This is a genomic window from Bosea sp. AS-1 (assembly GCF_002220095.1).
GTDB lineage: Bacteria > Pseudomonadota > Alphaproteobacteria > Rhizobiales > Beijerinckiaceae > Allobosea.
This window is the reverse complement of record NZ_CP022372.1, coordinates 1097691-1113910: the sequence shown is the minus strand read 5'-3', so window position 1 is coordinate 1113910 and position 16220 is coordinate 1097691. Positions and strand designations below refer to the sequence as shown.

Genomic DNA, 16220 nt, shown 5'->3' with positions numbered 1-16220 from the left:
TCTGGGCGTTCCGATTCCGATCATCATCCTGTTGTGGTTCTTCATGAAATAGCCCGTGGCCAGGCGACTGTATGACGAGGCCGGGCAAGGTTGCCCGGCCTTTTCCGTTGCCGGTCCCGCCATGCGCTGGCAGGAATTCGTGCTTTTCCCGCTCGACCGACCATCGCAACCGTCATCGAACAGGCCTATATGGCGCCCATGCTCATGACCTCGACATCGCCGATCATCTCGGTTTCCGGGCTCTCCAAGACCTACTCCACCGGCTTCAGCGCGCTCAAATCCGTCGATCTGGAAATCCGGCGCGGCGAGATCTTCGCGCTGCTCGGCCCGAACGGCGCCGGCAAGACGACGCTGATCAGCATCATCTGCGGGCTGGTGAAGCCGAGCACCGGCACCGTCCTCGCCGACGGATATGACATCCAGCGAGACTACCGTGCCGCGCGCTCGACCATCGGCCTCGTACCGCAGGAACTGACCACCGACGCCTTCGAGACGGTCTGGAGCACGGTCAGCTTCAGCCGCGGCCTGTTCGGCAAACCGAAGAACCCGGCCTTCATCGAGCAGATCCTGAAAGAGCTCTCGCTCTGGGACAAGAAGGACACGCAGATCCGACGGCTTTCCGGCGGCATGAAGCGGCGGGTGCTGATCGCCAAGGCACTCGCGCATGAGCCGCGCATTCTCTTTCTCGACGAGCCGACGGCCGGCGTCGATGTCGAGCTGAGACAGGACATGTGGCAGATGGTCCGCCGGTTGCGCGATAGCGGTGTCACCATCATCCTCACGACGCATTACATCGAAGAGGCCGAGGAGATGGCCGACCGCATCGGCGTCATCTCCAAGGGCGAGATCATCCTCGTCGAGGACAAGACGGAGCTGATGCGCAAACTCGGCAAGAAGCAGCTCAGCCTGCAGCTCCAGCAGCCGATCACCGCCCTGCCCGCCACGCTCTCCACCTTCGACCTCAGCCTGTCGCCGGCCGGAGACGAGATCGTCTACACCTACGACACCCAGGCCGACCGCACCGGCATCACCACGCTGTTGCAGGACCTCTCCGAGGCCGGCATCCGCTTCCGTGATCTCAGCACCAGCCAGAGCTCGCTCGAGGACATCTTCGTCAGCCTGGTGAAGGAGCGCGCATGACAACCGTCACCACCAACCGCGAGACGGAGGCGGGCATGCGCCTCAATATCCGTGCCATCGCGGCGATCTATCGCTTCGAGATGGCGCGCACCTGGCGTACGCCCCTGCAGAGCATCGTCTCGCCGGTACTGTCGACGGCGCTCTATTTCATCGTCTTCGGCGGCGCCATCGGTTCGCGCATGCAGTCGATCGAGGGCGTGCCCTACGGCGCCTTCATCGTCCCCGGCCTGATCATGATGTCGCTGCTGACGCAGAGCATCGCCAACGCCTCCTTCGCGATCTATTTCCCGAAGTTCACCGGCACGATCTACGAACTGCTCTCCGCGCCGGTCGCCTGGTGGGAGGCCGTGATCGGCTATGTCGGCGCCGCAGCCAGCAAATCGATGCTGCTCGGGCTGATCATCCTGTTGACGGCCACCTTCTTCGTGCCGCTGCGCGTCGAGCATCCGCTGATGATGCTGCTTTTCCTGGTGCTGACGGCGACGACCTTCAGCCTCTTCGGCTTCATCATCGGCATCTGGGCCGACGGTTTCGAGAAGCTGCAGGTCATCCCGCTGCTGATCGTGACGCCGCTCGCCTTCCTCGGCGGTTCCTTCTACTCGATCGCGATGCTGCCGCCCTTCTGGCAGAAGGTGACGCTGTTCAACCCGGTCGTTTATCTGATCAGCGGCTTCCGCTGGAGCTTCTACGGCCTCGCCGATGTCAGCCTTGGTGTCAGCCTCGGCATGACGATCTTCTTCCTGGCGCTCTGCATCGGCATCATCGGCTGGATCTTCAAGACCGGCTACCGGCTGAAGAACTGAGTCGGCATGCCGATTGACTTCGCCGGATTCATCCTGTCTTCACACCGGCCATGACCGATCTTTCGACCCTCCAGGCTCCAGGGACGCAAGCCCCGCATGCGCGCCGGCGCACCTTCGCGATCATCTCGCACCCGGACGCGGGCAAGACGACGCTGACCGAGAAGCTGCTCTATTTCGGCGGCGCGATCCAGCTCGCCGGTGAGGTGCGCGCCAAGCAGGGCCGGCGCCAGACCTCATCGGACTGGATGAAGATCGAGCGCCAGCGCGGCATCTCGGTCGTCACTTCGGTGATGACCTTCGAATATGGCGGGCACGTCTTCAACCTGCTCGATACGCCCGGCCACGAGGACTTCTCGGAAGATACCTACCGTACCCTCACCGCGGTCGACTCGGCCGTGATGGTGATCGACGCCGCCAAGGGCATCGAGGACCGCACCAAGAAGCTGTTCGAAGTCTGCCGCCTGCGCGACATCCCGATTGTCACCTTCATCAACAAGGTCGACCGCGAAACCCGCGACCCCTTCGACCTGATCAACGAGATCGAGACGACGCTGGCGCTGGACGTCGCACCGATGACCTGGCCGGTCGGACGTGGTCGCGACTTCGTGGGCACTTACGACCTCAAGAACTCGACCTTCCGCCGCAACCAGAAGGGCGATGAAACGGCCCAGGACAAGCGCGTCAACGGCTGGGACGATCCGTTCTTCGACGAGGTCCTGCCCGATGGCGCTGCCGAAACCTGGCGCGAGGAGGTCTTTCTGGCGAGCGAAGGCCTGAAGCCTTTCGACCTGCAGGCCTTCCGCGAGGGCCATCTGACACCGCTCTACTGGGGCGCCGCACTGCGCGACTACGGCGTGCGCGATCTCATCGACGCGCTGGGCGCCTATGCACCGAGCCCGCGTGCCCAGATCGCCGACAAGCGCGAGATCGAGGCGGGCGAGCCGAAGATGACCGGCTTCGTCTTCAAGATCCAGGCGAACATGGACCCGAACCACCGCGACCGCATCGCCTTCATGCGCGTCTGCTCGGGCAAGCTCACGCGCGGCATGAAAGCCAAGCTGGTCCGCACCAGCAAGCCGATGCCGCTCAATGCGCCGCAGTTCTTCTTCGCCCGCGACCGCTCGATCGCCGAGGAGGCTTTCGCCGGCGACATCGTCGGCCTGCCCAACCATGGCACCTTGCGCATCGGCGACACGCTGACCGAGGGCGAGGACATCGTCTTCAAGGGCGTGCCGAGCTTCGCGCCCGAGATCCTGCGCCGCGTCAAGCTGAAGGATGCGATGAAGGCGAAGAAGCTGCGCGAGGCCCTGCAGCAGATGGCAGAGGAAGGCGTCGTCCAGCTCTTCCTGCCACATGACGGCGCGCCCGCCATCGTCGGCGTCGTCGGCGCGCTCCAGCTCGACGTGCTCAAGGAGCGGATGGAGGCGGAGTATTCGCTGCCGATCGACTTCGAACCCTGCCAGTTCTCGATCGCGCGCTGGGTCTCCTCGGACGACAAGGCGGCGCTCGCGAAATTCGTCGGCGCCAAGCCCTCGGCCATGGCCGACGACCTCGACGGCGACCCGGTCTTCATGGCGTCGAGCCAGTTCACGCTGAAATACGACGCCGAGCGCGCGCCGGACGTCACTTTCTCCGACGTGAAGGATTACCAGAAGGTCGCGAAGGGCTGAGGCCGGCCTTTCTCTTCGTCATGCTCGCCCTTGTGGCGAGCATCCACGTCTTGAACACCTCACGGCATGAAGGAAGACGCGGAGGGTCGGCACAGTCCGACCACGACGCCGGAGGCAAAGCCCGGCGTCACCCCGCCCGATTGCCCGACACCACCGCCAGCGCGGCGACGAACTTGTCGAGGTCGGCTTCCATGATGTAGGGCGCCGGCGAGATGCGGATGGTGTTACCCTTGGCCACGCCGCCACGGCGCACCGTCATCACCTTGTGCTTGTCGCGCAGCTCCGCGACGATGGCGTTGGTGTCCGCAACCGAACGCTTGCCGGTCAGCGCGAAGGAGGTGATGCCGGCGACCATGCTCGGGTCGTCCGGCGTCTGGATTTCGACGCCCTTGAGTTCGCGCGCCCTGGCGACCCAGTAGTTGCGCAGATGGCGGTAGCGCGCTTCCTTGGCCTCCGGCCCGATTTCCCGATGCAGGGCAAGCGCCATCGGCACCGTCAGCTGCGCCGCGAAATTCGGCGTGCCCGTATGCAGGCGCGAGCGGATATCGTCGGCCTTGAAATCCTCGTCGGCCATGTAGGTGTCGATATCGGCAAGGCGATCCCGGGCGATATAGATCATGCCGACGCCGAGCGGCGCGCCGATCCATTTGTGCAGGTTGAAGCCGATGAAATCGACGCCGAGATCCTTCGCCCGGAAATCGACCTGGCCCCAGCTATGGGCCGCGTCAAGGATAACGTCGGCGCCGCGCGCCTTGGCCATGGCCGCAATCTCCTTCACCGGCATCATCAGCCCGGTGCGATGGCTGACATGGGTCAGGAGGAGGAGCTTGGTCTTCGGATTGGCCTTCAGCGCAGCGTCATAGGCATCGAGCACGGCCTGCCGCGTGGCGGGCTCGGGAATGTCGAATTTGGCAACCTCGACGCCGCGCCGGCCCTTGAGCCAGTTCATCGCATACTGCATTGAATCGTAGTCGAGGTCGGCATAGAGCACCGTGTCGCCGGCTTGCAGCTTGTTGTAGCCGGAGATCAGGGCCTGGAGCGCCTCGGTCGCGCCGCGCGACAGCGCGATCTCCTCGCGAGCCACGCCGAGAAATTCCGCGAGCGGCGTACGGACATCGTCGAGGTCCTTTCCGATCTTCGAACGGGCGTAGACCGTGTTCTCGAAATTCACGAAATCGGTCAGGCGCTTGTATTCCGCCTTCACCGGCTCGGCCATGATCCCCCAATAGCCGTTCTCGAGGTTCACCATCTCCGGGGTGACACTGTAGAGGCCGCGCACGGCCTGCCAATAGCCGGCATCCGCTCCGAGGTTCGATGTCGGCAGGGCCGGCAGCGAACGGGCGAAAGCCGGCGCAGCCAGAGCCGCGGTTCCAAGGCCAAGCAACAGCGCGCGGCGGTTGGTCTGCAGAACCGGGTTCGACATGGCCTTGATCTCCTGAGACGGCGCGCGCAGGGCTATCCCCAGCCTGTCTCAGCGGTGTGACACGGGCACGGCTCGCCTCCGGCGAACAGACCGCCTCAATTGCCCTCCACGGCAAACCCCAGCGGGATCGTGGTCGTCGACTTCAGCTCCTCCATCGCGAACATCGAGGTCACGTCGCGGAGGTCGATGCGCGAGATCAGCTTCTTGTAGAGCACGTCATAGGCGGCAATGTCGGAAACACAGGCCTTGAGCAGATAGTCGATCTCGCCGCTCATCCGGTAGAAATCGACGATCTCCGGCAGATCCCGCACGGCCATGTGGAACCGCTCCAGCCACTCCATCGAATGCTGCGCCGTCCGAACGGCGATGAAGACGGTGACACCCGCATTGAGCTTCTCGCGGTCGAGCAGCGCGACGCGGCGCTTGATGTAGCCGCTCTCCTCAAGCTTCTGCACACGCCGCCAGCAGGGCGAAGCCGAAAGCCCTACTGCCTCCGCGAGTTCGGCAAGCGGCAGACTTGCATCCTCCTGAAGCCGCGCGAGGATGCGCAGATCGAAAGCGTCGAGCTTGGGCATGGAACCTCGGCAAATCCGGAAACCACTTCTTCTCGCGAGAATGAAGCGGGTGAAATTTTCCAATAATTATTGCATATTGGACAACTGATTCCAATCAGAGAAGAAAATTCCAGATCTCCGCAAACCGCTACCCCGGCTTTGCCGGTATCATTTCCCTGCCTGATCGAGAGGGGAATGGGATGCAGGGTTTTCTGAGTGCTGAACGGCAAGGGGCAGTTCTGCGCAGCCTGCGCAGCGATGAGGGAACGCTCTCGCGCGACTACCTCGCCGCCGCCCGCGAGGTCCTGCACGAGTTGGTTGCCATGCCGGACCTGATCCAGCGCCTGCCACTCGAGCGCAAGCCCGGCGCCTATGCCCGCAACTTGCTCGTCGGCGATGAGAATGTCAGCGTCTGGGCGATCGTCTGGGGCGAAGGCTCCGCCACTTCGATCCATGACCATCATTGCTCCTGCTGCTTCGGCGTCGTCTCGGGCACCGTGACCGAGACCTGGTATCGCGCCATCGACGCAAGCCGCGCCGTGCCGACCGAGGAACAGCAGCGGCAGCCAGGCTATGTCGCCTGCATGCTGCCCTCGGGGCCGAACATTCATCGGATGCGCAATTTCGGACCGGGCGAGGCGATCTCGATCCACATCTACGGCTTCGACCACGAGGTCCACGCCTCCTCGATCGAGAACGAATACACCGCCGTCAGCGGCTGACGCACAAGCCACCGGGCGGCGACTTATCCCCGCCCCACGCCGCGGCGTCAGGATGGCCTTCTTTGAGGAAGGCCATCCATGTCGATCAGAGGCGTCGTCTCATCCATCTTCGGAACACCACCGGCAGCGGCATTGTCCGTTACCAGCGCGCGGCTTCTGCACCTCGCGCCTGACGGAGCCCCTGCGATCGCCGAGGGCATCGCGCAGCGCTTCGACGCGCTGGCGCGGGTCCATGATGTCGATACCCGGTTGCGGCTCTGCCATTTCCTGGCTCAGGCCGCACATGAGACCGACGGCTTCCGCACACTCGAGGAATATGGCGGCGCGAGCTATTTCCTGCGTTATGAGGGCCGACAGGACCTCGGCAACACCCAGGCCGGCGACGGCATCCGCTATCACGGCCGCGGCATTTTCCAGCTCACCGGCCGCGCCAATTATCGCCGCTTCGGCAAGGTCCTCGGCATCGACCTCGAGGCCGAGCCGGAGCTGGCGAAGGAGCCCGGCATCTCGCTTGCCATCGCGTTTGCCTATTGGAGCGATCGCGCCATTAACGCCGCGGCCGATGCCGACGACGTTGCCGTCGTAACCAGGTTGATCAACGGCGGGCGCAACGGTTTGGTGGAACGAACCCGCTATCTCGCCAAGGCGAAGACGATCTGGCCATAGCGCTCCCCGAAGCAAGCAGCGGGAAGCCTTAGGCGTGACCCGCCTTCAGAGCCCCGTCGAGATCGGCGTAGAGATCCTCGACATCCTCGATGCCTGTCGAGAGCCTGAGCAGGTCCGTCGGGCAAGGCGAGCCGGCGCCTTCGATCGAAGCGCGGTGCTCGATCAGGCTTTCGACGCCACCGAGCGAGGTCGCACGCTTGTAGAGTTCGACATGCGCTGCGGTTCGGATCGCCGCAGCCTCGCCGCCGGTAACCTGGACCGAGAGCATGAAACCGAAACCGTTCTCCATCTGCCGCGCCGCAATGTCGTGACCGGGATGCTGCGGCAGGCCCGGATAGAGCACGCGTGCCACAAGCGGATGCGCAGAAAGCCGCTGGGCCAGCGTCATGGCCGAGGCGGACTGGCGCTCCTGCCGAACATGGAGCGTGCGCATGCCGCGCATCAGCAGATAGGCCTCGAACGGTCCGAGGATGCCGCCCTGCCCCTTTCTCACCGTCTTGACGCGGTTCCAGAACGCATCGTCCTCGCGGGCGCAAAGCGCCCCGGCGATCACGTCCGAGTGGCCGTTCAGCACCTTGGTCGCCGAGTGCATGACGATATCGGCGCCAAGCATCAGCGGTCGCGTATGCACCGGCGAGGCGCAGGTCGAATCGACTGCGAGCTTCGCCCCAGCCTTGTGCGCGATCTCGGCAGCGGCGGCGATATCGGTGATCGTCCAGAGGGGGTTGGACGGCGTTTCGATCCAGACCAGCTTCGTCTCGCCCGGCTTCACCGCGGCCTTCAGCGCGGCAAGATCGTCGGTCTCCACGAACTCGACCTTGAGGCCCCAGCGCGCCGCTTCGGTCATCAGCCAGTTGCGCAGCGCCCAGTACATGACCTTGGACGCCACGACGTGGTCGCCGGGTGAAAGCGCCTGGAAAACCGCGGTCGCCGCGGCCGAGCCGGAGCCGAACAGCAGCGCGCCGGCCTTCGCCTCCTCGAGCATCGCGAGCACGCTTTCAGCCTCGCGCGTCGTCTCGTTGTCCGGCCGCCCATAGATGAAGCCGGTGGAATAGCCGTTGTCTTCGTCGCGAATATAGGTCGTCGCAACATGGATCGGCGGTACCACGGCCCGGGTCACGGAATCGATCTTGCCCATGGCCTGCGCGGCGAGGCTGCGCGGCTTCCAGCTCTTGCTGCTCATTGTCTTTCCCCAAACCCTGCTTTTCACGGCGACCCCGCCGCATCGATGACTGGATCCAGCCTAACGCACCGCAGCAATTTTAATTGGCGTTTTTCGCCGATAGCCGACCTTTTTCATCGATTCACGGCGTCGGTCGACGAAATTCGTCATTTCACCAATTCGCGCTCGCTTGCCGCCCCGCAGGGTCTCAAGATTGATGCGCCGCACCCAGGAGGAAGGCACTATCCGATCGAGCGCTCGATCACCTTCATCACCGTCGCGCGCAGCTCGACAATGGTGAAAGGCTTGCTCATCACCTCGGCGACGATCGCCTCGAGGCTCTTCGCACGCTCGCGCTGCTCGGCATAGCCGGTCATCAGCATGATGGTGAGCTCGGGAAACTGCTGCTTGGCGGCAAGCGCCAGCGCGATGCCGTCCATCAGCGGCATGCGAATATCGGTCAGCAGCAGGTCGAAGCGGCCCTGCTCGGCCACGAGGATATCGAGCGCCTCGGCCCCATCGGCAGCGGTGACACAGGCGTGGCCATCCATCCCGAGCCCGCGCGCCACCAGCAGGCGCAAGGGCTCTTCGTCGTCGACGACCAGAATACGCGACATGGCAGTCCCTCAGATACCCGGCAAACCGGCCTGATCCTCGGTCTCGACGACGCCGACGAAAGGCAGCTGCCGGTAGGAATGGGCGACGTCCATGCCGTAACCCACCACGAAATAGTCGGGGCATTCGAAGCCGACATAGTCCGCCTGGATGTTGACGGCGCGCTTGTGTGGCTTTTCCAGCAGGACGGCGGTCGAGACCGAGCGGGCACCGCGCGCCGCCAGCAAATCCTTGGCGAAGGCGAGTGTCCGGCCCGATTCGAGGATGTCGTCGATCAGGAGCACGTCACGGCCGCGCACCTCGCTCTGCACGTCGCGCAGGATCTCGACCTGCCCGGAAGAGACGGTTCCGGCCCGATAGCTCGACAGGTGGATGAATTCGACCTGCGGCGCGAGGCCGACGCGATGCATCGCCCGGATCAGATCAGCGGCGAACATGAAGCTGCCTTTGAGAACGGCGACGACGAGCAGGTCCTTGGGCTTGCTGGCCGCGACCGCCGCGGCGATCGCCTCGTTGCGCTGCGCGATCGCAGCCTCGTCGTAAAGCACCCTGATGCGCCGTTCCGGCATGATGTCTCCGTTTCTGTGACCCGTCTGGCCGCAACGCTGCCCGCACAGGTCGCTGCGCCGGGAAACCGCTGCCGCTGGTTGATATCGCACGCCGGGCCCGCAGCAAACCGCGAGCCGATGCGCATCATCGCAAAGCTAATGCGTGCTTGCGATATTGGTCGTTGCCGACACCGATGTGAAGCGGACCTGCACCGAACGACCCTTTTCCGGTGGGGAAGCCAGCCGCACCCGGAAGCGCACCAGTTCGGCCGGCTCCAGCACGTTGCGCGGCGGCTCGGTGGTCCAGCTATAGAGCGTCTGCCCGGCCTCGTCCTTCACCGAGACCTGGATCGGGGGCACCTTGGTCTTGTCCTTGGCGATATTGGTGACGTCACCCTCGACGACGAGGAAGCGGTTCGTTCCGTCCTCGACCAGGCCGCTCTCGACAGCGCTCAGGCTCAAGCCCCGGATGTTTACCGGCAAGCCGACACGCTCGAACACGCCGGCGAGTTGCGGCGCCGCCCGCACCACGAGATTGCGCTGCCAGGCCAAGCCCGCCAGCACGGCAATGCCCGCCAGCGCCGCTGCGACCGGCACGGCAATGCCTTTGCGGTCGACGATGCCAGCCGCTCCGATGCGCGGCTTGCGGATAGGAGAAGATCGCCGTTCCGGGGCAGCGACGACCGGCACCTCCTCGGGCTCAGCCTCTGCCTCCGCCTCAACCGTCATGGCGTCGGCTTCGGCGGCGATGGCCGTGATCTCGGCATCGATGGCCGCGGCGCGCTCCAGCTCCTCGGCGAGCAGCGCCTGCGTCTCTTCCGGGCTCGGCGCCGCCGGCATCTCGCTCGACGGATCGACATGCCACAGCGTCTTGCATTGGGCGCAACGCACTTTGCGCCCATCCGGCCCCAGTTTGGCCGCGTCGAGCTCATACTGACTGGCGCATGAGGGGCAGACGATCAGCATGGAGGCGGCGTGTTTTCCCTGGTGGCGTCGGCTGCTGGCATGGTTCCCGACTCTTTCCCGGTCTTTTGCCCACGGCAAGCCGCGACGAAACGCGGCATCGGCAAGCCGCGGCAACCGCCTTCATTGACGCTGTTTATGGTTAACGTCGCGTGAAGAATTCTGGGGGCATGATGGTGCCGGCGCAGCCGCTGGCCATGCCGCCGCTTACGATGCGGCATCGTCGCGCGGATTCGCATCTCGGCGAGCTGCACCCTGTGAGATGAGGAAGACGGCTTGGTTCGGTTCGAGAATGTCGGCCTGCGATATGGCATGGGGCCGGAGGTGCTGAAGGACATCAACTTCAGCATCGCGCCGCGCTCGTTCCAGTATCTGACCGGGCCGTCCGGCGCCGGCAAGACGACGCTGATGCGCCTTATCCTGATGGCGCTGAAGCCGACGCGCGGCCTCGTCAACCTGTTCGGGCAGGACGTCTCGCGTCTCGAAGCCTCGACGCTGACGACCTTCCGCCGCCGGATGGGCGTGGTCTTCCAGGATTTCCGCCTGCTCGACCACCTCACCGTCTACGAGAACGTCGCTCTGCCCCTGCGTGTGCTCGGCAAGGAGGAGGCGAGCTATCGCGCCGAAGTCGTCGAATTGCTGCGTTGGGTCGGCCTCGGCGAGCGCATGCACGCCGTGCCGGCCGTGCTTTCCGGCGGCGAGAAGCAGCGTGCCGCCATCGCCCGCGCCCTGATCGGACGGCCGGAGCTGCTGCTGGCCGACGAGCCGACCGGCAATGTCGATCCCGGCCTCGGCCGCCGCCTGCTGCGCCTGTTCATGGAACTGCAGCAGCTCGGCACCGCCGTCATCATCGCGACCCACGACCTCAACCTGATGGACATCTACGACGCCCCGCGTCTCGTCCTCGCCGACGGCCATCTGCATGTCGATGCCTGACCCCATCGAATACGAGCCGGAGCCGCGCAGCGAGAAAGCGCTGCCGGTCAATCTCCGGCGCGATCAGCCGCTGGTGCCGGTCGATACGGTGGCCGGCCGTGCGCTGATGGCCGTCATCGCGATCCTGACCTTTCTCGCCGCGCTGAGCGCCGGCGCCGCCGTCCTGGCTGCGCGCGCCTCCGATCAGTGGCGCGGTGCCGTCTCCAACGAGATGACCATCCAGATCCGCCCGGACTCGCATCGCAACATCGAGGAGGACGTCGCCAAGGCCGTCGCGATGGCCCAGGCACTCGACGGCATCGAAAGCGTCCGCGCCGTGCCGAAGGCCGAATCCGACAAGCTGCTCGAGCCCTGGCTCGGCACCGGGCTCGACCTCGTCGAGCTGCCGGTGCCGCGCCTCATCGTGCTGAAGTTGAAGCCCGGTGCCTCCCCCGATATCGGCCGCTTCGGCCCGGCCTTGCGCAGCGATGTGCCGACGGCGATTCTCGACGATCACCGGCTCTGGGTCAGGCGGCTGTCGGCCATGGCCAGCACGATCATCGTCTCCGGCTTCGTCATCGTGCTGCTCGTACTGACGGCAGCGGCGCTTGCCGTGGCCTTTGCGACGCGCGGCGCGATGGCAGGCAGCCGCGAGAGCGTCGAGGTGCTGCATTTCGTCGGCGCCGATGACGATTTCATCGCCCGCGAATTCCAGAGTCGCTTCATCCGGCTCGGCCTGCGCGGCGGCGCCGTGGGTGGGCTGGCCGCCATCATCGCGATCGCACTCCTGGGTTTCCTGTCGTCCTTCTGGTCGACGGCGCCGGAGGCGGAGCAACTGCAGGCGCTGTTCGGCGCCTTCGAGATCGGCTGGGGCGGCTATGCCGCCGTCCTGCTCGTCGCCATCGTCGTCGCAGCGATCGCCGGCCTCGTCTCGCGCTTCACCGTGCGCCATTATCTGAAGATGCTGGCGTGATGGAACCGCGCAACGACAACCGGCGGGTTGCCGCCGTTATGCCCGATTGCCCGGCTAGGGTCGGCGCGTCATGGCCATGATCGGCAGCGGCAACGACCATCTCACGGTGGGCAGGGCGGGCGCGTCCGTCCCGCGCGGCCGGCTTTCGCGCCGCCGCATCCTGCTGCTGGCCGCGGTGGTATCGGCCGCGGCGGCTATCATTCTGTTCGTCTGCGGCTATGCCCGTTTCGCGGCCGGCATCGAGGCGCGCGAGCCGGTCGGGACGCCGCGCACCGACGCCATCGTCGTCGTGACCGGCGGCTCCCAGCGCGTCGGCGATGCCATCGGCCTGCTCGGTGCCGATCGCGGCGCGCGCCTCCTGATCAGCGGCGTCAACGAAAAGACCAGCCGCGAGGAGCTCGCCCGGCTCAACCCGGCTTCGCGCGATCTGCTGGGTTGCTGCGTCGACCTCGACTATCGCGCCCGCAACACCATCGGCAATGCGATCGAGACCCGCCGCTGGGCGCGCCAGCACGGCTTCCGCTCCCTCCTGGTCGTGACCTCGAACTATCACATGCCGCGGACGCTGGCGGAGTTCGGCCATGCGATGCCGGGGGTCCGCTTCGTCGCCCATCCCGTCGTCACCGATCAGCTCGACACCTCGGGCTGGTGGCATCGCTGGTCGACGGTCAAGGTGCTCATGCCGGAATATGCCAAATACCTCGTCGCCCGGCTGCGCAGTCTCGTCGAGAACGACCCGGAAAACTCCCACCTCTCGGTCATCATCGGCGGGCGCAAGCCGGTTTCACCCAAACCGGCCGAGGTTCTCGGGCCCGAAGCCGAGCGGCGCTCACATCTCCATGGCGGCCCCTCCCGCGACGGCTGAGCGCGAGGCGCTTGACCGCCGCCGCGCGCGGCCTCATTGCGGGCGGATGCTCGTCCTGCGCTCGCTCGCCTTCAATGTCCTGTTCTATGCCAACCTCATCCTCTGGCTGATTTTCGTGGTCCTGCCCGCGCTGCTACTGCCGCAGGCGGCGATGCGGCACATCGCGGTGGCCTGGTCGCGCAGCGCGCTCTGGCTGATGCGGGTCGTCGCCGGCACCCGGTATGAGGTGATCGGTCGCGAGAACATCCCTGCAGGCGGACTGATGGTCGCCGCCAAGCATCAGTCATTCTGGGAGACCTTCACGCTCTTCACCCTGTTTCCGGACCCAGTCTTCATCCTGAAGCGGGAGCTGATGCGCATCCCCGTGTTCGGCTGGGCCCTCGCCAAGCTCAGGATGATTCCCGTCGATCGCGGGGCCCGCGCCCGCGCCCTCAAGGACGTCACCCGACGCGCCACGGTCGAGCTCGGCCAGAAAGGCCGCCAGCTCCTGATCTTCCCGGAGGGTACCCGCCGCCCGCCCGGCGCGCCGCCCACCTATAAGTTCGGCGTGGCCCATCTCTATTCCGAGCTCGACGTCCCCTGCCTGCCGGTCGCGGTGAACTCGGGACTCTACTGGCCACGTCGCCAGTTCCTGCGGCGCCCGGGTACGATCCGGCTCGAGATCCTGCCGCCGATCATGCCCGGTCTCGACAAGACGACGTTCCAGCACGAACTGCAAAACCGGATCGAGACCGCCTGCGACCGGCTGCTCGCCGAAGGTCGCGCCGAGCTGGGCGCGCTCGGCCTCGACCCACTCGCGGCTCCTGACAAATCCTGACAGCACTCTGCCCCGTAGCCACCGGCGGCTGTTGACTTATCTCCATGTTGTTCCCATTTTGTTCCTCATCACAGGAGGAACGGATATGGCTGCCCTCGCCTATCGCTTCACCCCGGACCTGTTCGACGAGCCGGCTCCCGCAATGGAACCTGCGGCGCGCGAATTGCCGCTGCGCAGCACGGCGTCCTTCAGCGAGCGCCGCTTCACCGCCTGGCGCGGTCGCTCGGGTCGGCGTTATGTCGCCTCGGTCTTCGCCGTCGAGGATACCCATGCGCTCAGCTTCACCGATGCGGTGCTGCTCGCCGTCTCGGCCGAGCGGCAGATCGTTGCCGCCCGCGATTCCGGTCCCTTCGGGGTCGAAGCCGCGCTGGGCCGCTGGCAGCGCGCCGTAACGGAAGCTGGCGCCAAGGAAATCCACGTCCACCTTCTCGCGGAGGATGGCGCCAGCCGCCGCGCCGCGTTGCTCGACCTGATGCCGCAGGCGGAAACGGCGGGCTGATCAGCCCTTGAGCGGCGGGTGCGTCGCCTGCAGCCCGGGCGCCAGCTCCTGGGCCAGCGCGGCGAGCACCGGATCAAAGACCCCCATCTTGCGCAGATGTTCGTGGGTCTGGAGGACGTAGTCCGGGTTCTCGCCCGACTGACCCTTTCCTTGCCGAACCAGCTTCAGCAATTCCTGCGGTGGTAGCTTGCCGGCATATTGCAGATGCTCGCGGTCGGCGACATAGACCAGCCCCCGCACGCGCCGCCCGTCGTCGAGCCTGAGCGGGACATGGCGCTCGAGGTAGACCGAGGTCGCCTGCTCGCGCGCCCGCAGGTAAGCCACCGTTTCATCCGCCTGCGCGGCCGCGACCCGAAAGGCCAGGCCTCGGCAGACACCGCCGCGGTCGAGCCCGAGCACGAGACCGGGCCGCTCGGGCGTGCCGCGATGGACATGGGAGAACACGCAGAGCGAGCGGTGATAGCCGTGCAGCTTTGCCCCGACGCTTTCCTCGAAGGCGAATCCGGGCCGCCAGATCAGCGACCCGTAGCCGAACACCCAGAGATCCGCCGCGTTATCCCCGCTCGTCATCGCCATCCCATAATTTGGCCGCCTGGCCCTGCTTGATGCGGCGCGAGTGCCGGAAGCGGGGGCGAACCCCGCATGCTGGCGCCCGCCGCCTTTGCGGGCTATCGGGTCTCGGCGAAAAGTGGAATCCGCTTTTCGAATAAATCCGATGCTGCAACAACGCGATGGATCGCCAGCTGGCGATCTATTGAGCCGCCCGCCGTCGCGCAAGGAACGCCTGCCGCATGACCGATACCTCCCTGACGCGCCGCCAGAGCCGTTTCTGGCTCTATGGTCCCGTGGCCCTGCTCGCCATCCTGGCCGCCGCCTGGTCCGGCTTCTGGTTCTACGCTCATGGTCGCGTCGTCGCCGAACTCGACAAGGCGATCGCGAAGGAAGCCGAACGCGGCCGGACCTGGACCTGCAACAACCGTTCTGTCGGCGGCTATCCGTTCCGCATCGAATTGCGCTGCGATTCGCTCACCCTGACCTCGACGCGCTGGGGCGAGGCCGTGCGCGTCGAGACCGGCCCGACGCTGGCCGTCGGGCAGATCTATTCGCCTGGCCTCGTCATCGTCGAGGCGACCAGCCCCGCTCGCGTCACCCTGCCGGAAGGACGCATCCTCGACATCACCTGGAAGCAACTCGATTCGAGCCTGGCCTGGCGCGAACCTCAACGCTTCGCACTCGTCGCGGCCGAACCCAAGATCACGCTGACCACGCCTGGGCAGGCGGCCGAAACCTGGCGCTCGGCGACGCTCGAGGCGCATCTGCGCCGTAACCCCGACCGTGCGGCGGCCGATCAGGCGGTCGATATCGCTCTCTCCGCCACCGGGACCGTGTTGCCGGTGATCGACGCACTGCTCGGCACGACCGATGCCGGCACGATCGACCTGCAGGCGACGCTGACGCAGTCCGAAGCCTTCCGCCAGGGCTTCAACCCCGATGCTCTCGAAGCCTGGCGCAACGCCAATGGCGTCCTCGATCTCGCCCGCCTGACTGCGACCAAGGGAGCCGCGCGCGTCGAGGGCAGCGGGCAATTGCTGCTCGATCCGACCCATCGCGTCGGTGGCGACCTCCAGATCGCCGCCGCCGGCATCGAGCAGATCGGCGGCGTCCGCATCGGTAATCTGCTGGGCGGGCTAGGAGGCCTCCTCGGAGGCCGCGGCAATGCGTCCACGACGCCGGGCCTCACCCCGCTGCCACCGGTCTCGCTGCGCGAAGGCCGAGTCTTCCTCGGCCCGATCCGCCTGCCCCTGAAGCCGCTGCTGCCGCTGTACTGAGCGCGCAACGAAAAAGGGGCGCCGAAGCGCCCCTTTCAATACCTCTCCGATGCCGC

Annotated in this window: 18 protein-coding genes; 11 read left to right on the top strand and 7 right to left on the bottom strand. The window is 65.8% G+C overall.

Features of this window, described 5'->3' with window-relative positions; all coding sequences use genetic code 11:
• The first annotated feature begins 189 nt into the window (after nucleotides 1-189).
• The 3 genes from CE453_RS06840 to CE453_RS06830 are packed head-to-tail and all read left to right on the top strand — an operon-like array spanning nucleotide 190 to nucleotide 3613.
• Nucleotides 190-1140 (top strand): ABC transporter ATP-binding protein, encoded by a 951-nt coding sequence (locus CE453_RS06840; RefSeq protein ID WP_248307985.1) that lies wholly within the window; start codon nucleotides 190-192, stop codon nucleotides 1138-1140.
• Entirely contained in the window at nucleotides 1137-1943 is an 807-nt protein-coding gene (locus CE453_RS06835) for an ABC transporter permease (RefSeq protein WP_248307984.1), read from the top strand. Before CE453_RS06840 ends, CE453_RS06835 begins: the two co-directional genes overlap by 4 nt.
• A gap of 50 nt (nucleotides 1944-1993) precedes the next feature.
• A complete protein-coding gene (locus CE453_RS06830) occupies nucleotides 1994-3613 on the top strand; it encodes a peptide chain release factor 3 (protein ID WP_089173899.1) in 1620 nt (539 codons plus the stop codon).
• Nucleotides 3614-3740: 127 nt separating this feature from the next.
• Here the strand turns inward: CE453_RS06830 and CE453_RS06825 are convergent, their stop codons facing one another.
• Nucleotides 3741-5036 carry an aminotransferase class V-fold PLP-dependent enzyme gene (locus CE453_RS06825; protein WP_089173898.1) on the bottom strand — a complete coding sequence of 432 codons (1296 nt, stop codon included), beginning with the start codon at nucleotides 5034-5036 and terminating at the stop codon, nucleotides 3741-3743.
• Nucleotides 5037-5131: 95 nt separating this feature from the next.
• Nucleotides 5132-5611 carry an Lrp/AsnC family transcriptional regulator gene (locus CE453_RS06820; RefSeq protein WP_089173897.1) on the bottom strand — a complete coding sequence of 160 codons (480 nt, stop codon included), beginning with the start codon at nucleotides 5609-5611 and terminating at the stop codon, nucleotides 5132-5134.
• Between the two features lie 179 nt (nucleotides 5612-5790).
• Between CE453_RS06820 and CE453_RS06815 the strand changes: the two genes are divergently transcribed.
• Complete coding sequence (locus tag CE453_RS06815) at nucleotides 5791-6312, top strand: cysteine dioxygenase (protein WP_089173896.1); 522 nt, start codon at nucleotides 5791-5793, stop codon at nucleotides 6310-6312.
• A 78-nt stretch (nucleotides 6313-6390) separates the two neighbouring features.
• Nucleotides 6391-6978 carry a glycoside hydrolase family 19 protein gene (locus CE453_RS06810; RefSeq protein WP_089173895.1) on the top strand — a complete coding sequence of 196 codons (588 nt, stop codon included), beginning with the start codon at nucleotides 6391-6393 and terminating at the stop codon, nucleotides 6976-6978.
• A 28-nt stretch (nucleotides 6979-7006) separates the two neighbouring features.
• Here CE453_RS06810 and CE453_RS06805 read toward each other — a convergent pair whose 3' ends face one another.
• The 4 genes from CE453_RS06805 to CE453_RS06790 form a co-directional block, all read right to left on the bottom strand.
• Entirely contained in the window at nucleotides 7007-8161 is a 1155-nt protein-coding gene (locus CE453_RS06805) for a trans-sulfuration enzyme family protein (RefSeq protein ID WP_089173894.1), read from the bottom strand.
• Nucleotides 8162-8382: 221 nt separating this feature from the next.
• Nucleotides 8383-8757 (bottom strand): response regulator, encoded by a 375-nt coding sequence (locus CE453_RS06800; protein WP_089173893.1) that lies wholly within the window; start codon nucleotides 8755-8757, stop codon nucleotides 8383-8385.
• A 9-nt stretch (nucleotides 8758-8766) separates the two neighbouring features.
• Nucleotides 8767-9324: a hypoxanthine phosphoribosyltransferase gene (gene hpt / locus CE453_RS06795; RefSeq protein WP_089173892.1), complete on the bottom strand. Its 558-nt coding sequence runs from the start codon at nucleotides 9322-9324 to the stop codon at nucleotides 8767-8769.
• A 135-nt stretch (nucleotides 9325-9459) separates the two neighbouring features.
• The gene (locus CE453_RS06790; RefSeq protein WP_089177751.1) at nucleotides 9460-10269 is read right to left on the bottom strand and encodes an MJ0042-type zinc finger domain-containing protein; all 810 of its coding nucleotides are present in this window, start codon (nucleotides 10267-10269) and stop codon (nucleotides 9460-9462) included.
• Between the two features lie 309 nt (nucleotides 10270-10578).
• Between CE453_RS06790 and ftsE the strand changes: the two genes are divergently transcribed.
• The 5 genes from ftsE to CE453_RS06765 all read left to right on the top strand — a co-directional run bounded on the left by ftsE (nucleotide 10579) and on the right by CE453_RS06765 (nucleotide 14335).
• Entirely contained in the window at nucleotides 10579-11202 is a 624-nt protein-coding gene (gene ftsE, locus CE453_RS06785; RefSeq protein WP_248308095.1) for a cell division ATP-binding protein FtsE, read from the top strand.
• Nucleotides 11189-12154: a cell division protein FtsX gene (locus CE453_RS06780; protein ID WP_089173890.1), complete on the top strand. Its 966-nt coding sequence runs from the start codon at nucleotides 11189-11191 to the stop codon at nucleotides 12152-12154. The genes ftsE and CE453_RS06780 overlap by 14 nt, the downstream gene beginning before the upstream one ends.
• Before the next feature lie 70 nt (nucleotides 12155-12224).
• Nucleotides 12225-13019 carry a YdcF family protein gene (locus CE453_RS06775; protein ID WP_248307982.1) on the top strand — a complete coding sequence of 265 codons (795 nt, stop codon included), beginning with the start codon at nucleotides 12225-12227 and terminating at the stop codon, nucleotides 13017-13019.
• On the top strand, nucleotides 12994-13836 hold the full coding sequence (locus tag CE453_RS06770) for a lysophospholipid acyltransferase family protein (RefSeq protein ID WP_349236637.1): 843 nt from the start codon (nucleotides 12994-12996) through the stop codon (nucleotides 13834-13836). The genes CE453_RS06775 and CE453_RS06770 overlap by 26 nt, the downstream gene beginning before the upstream one ends.
• Nucleotides 13837-13921: 85 nt before the next feature.
• Complete coding sequence (locus CE453_RS06765) at nucleotides 13922-14335, top strand: hypothetical protein (RefSeq protein ID WP_089173889.1); 414 nt, start codon at nucleotides 13922-13924, stop codon at nucleotides 14333-14335.
• On the opposite strand, the gene CE453_RS06760 is transcribed toward CE453_RS06765, so the two are convergent.
• Entirely contained in the window at nucleotides 14336-14905 is a 570-nt protein-coding gene (locus CE453_RS06760; RefSeq protein ID WP_089177748.1) for a gamma-glutamylcyclotransferase, read from the bottom strand.
• A 221-nt stretch (nucleotides 14906-15126) separates the two neighbouring features.
• Between CE453_RS06760 and CE453_RS06755 the strand changes: the two genes are divergently transcribed.
• Nucleotides 15127-16164 (top strand): DUF2125 domain-containing protein, encoded by a 1038-nt coding sequence (locus CE453_RS06755; protein WP_089173888.1) that lies wholly within the window; start codon nucleotides 15127-15129, stop codon nucleotides 16162-16164.
• Nucleotides 16165-16220: the final 56 nt, after the last annotated feature.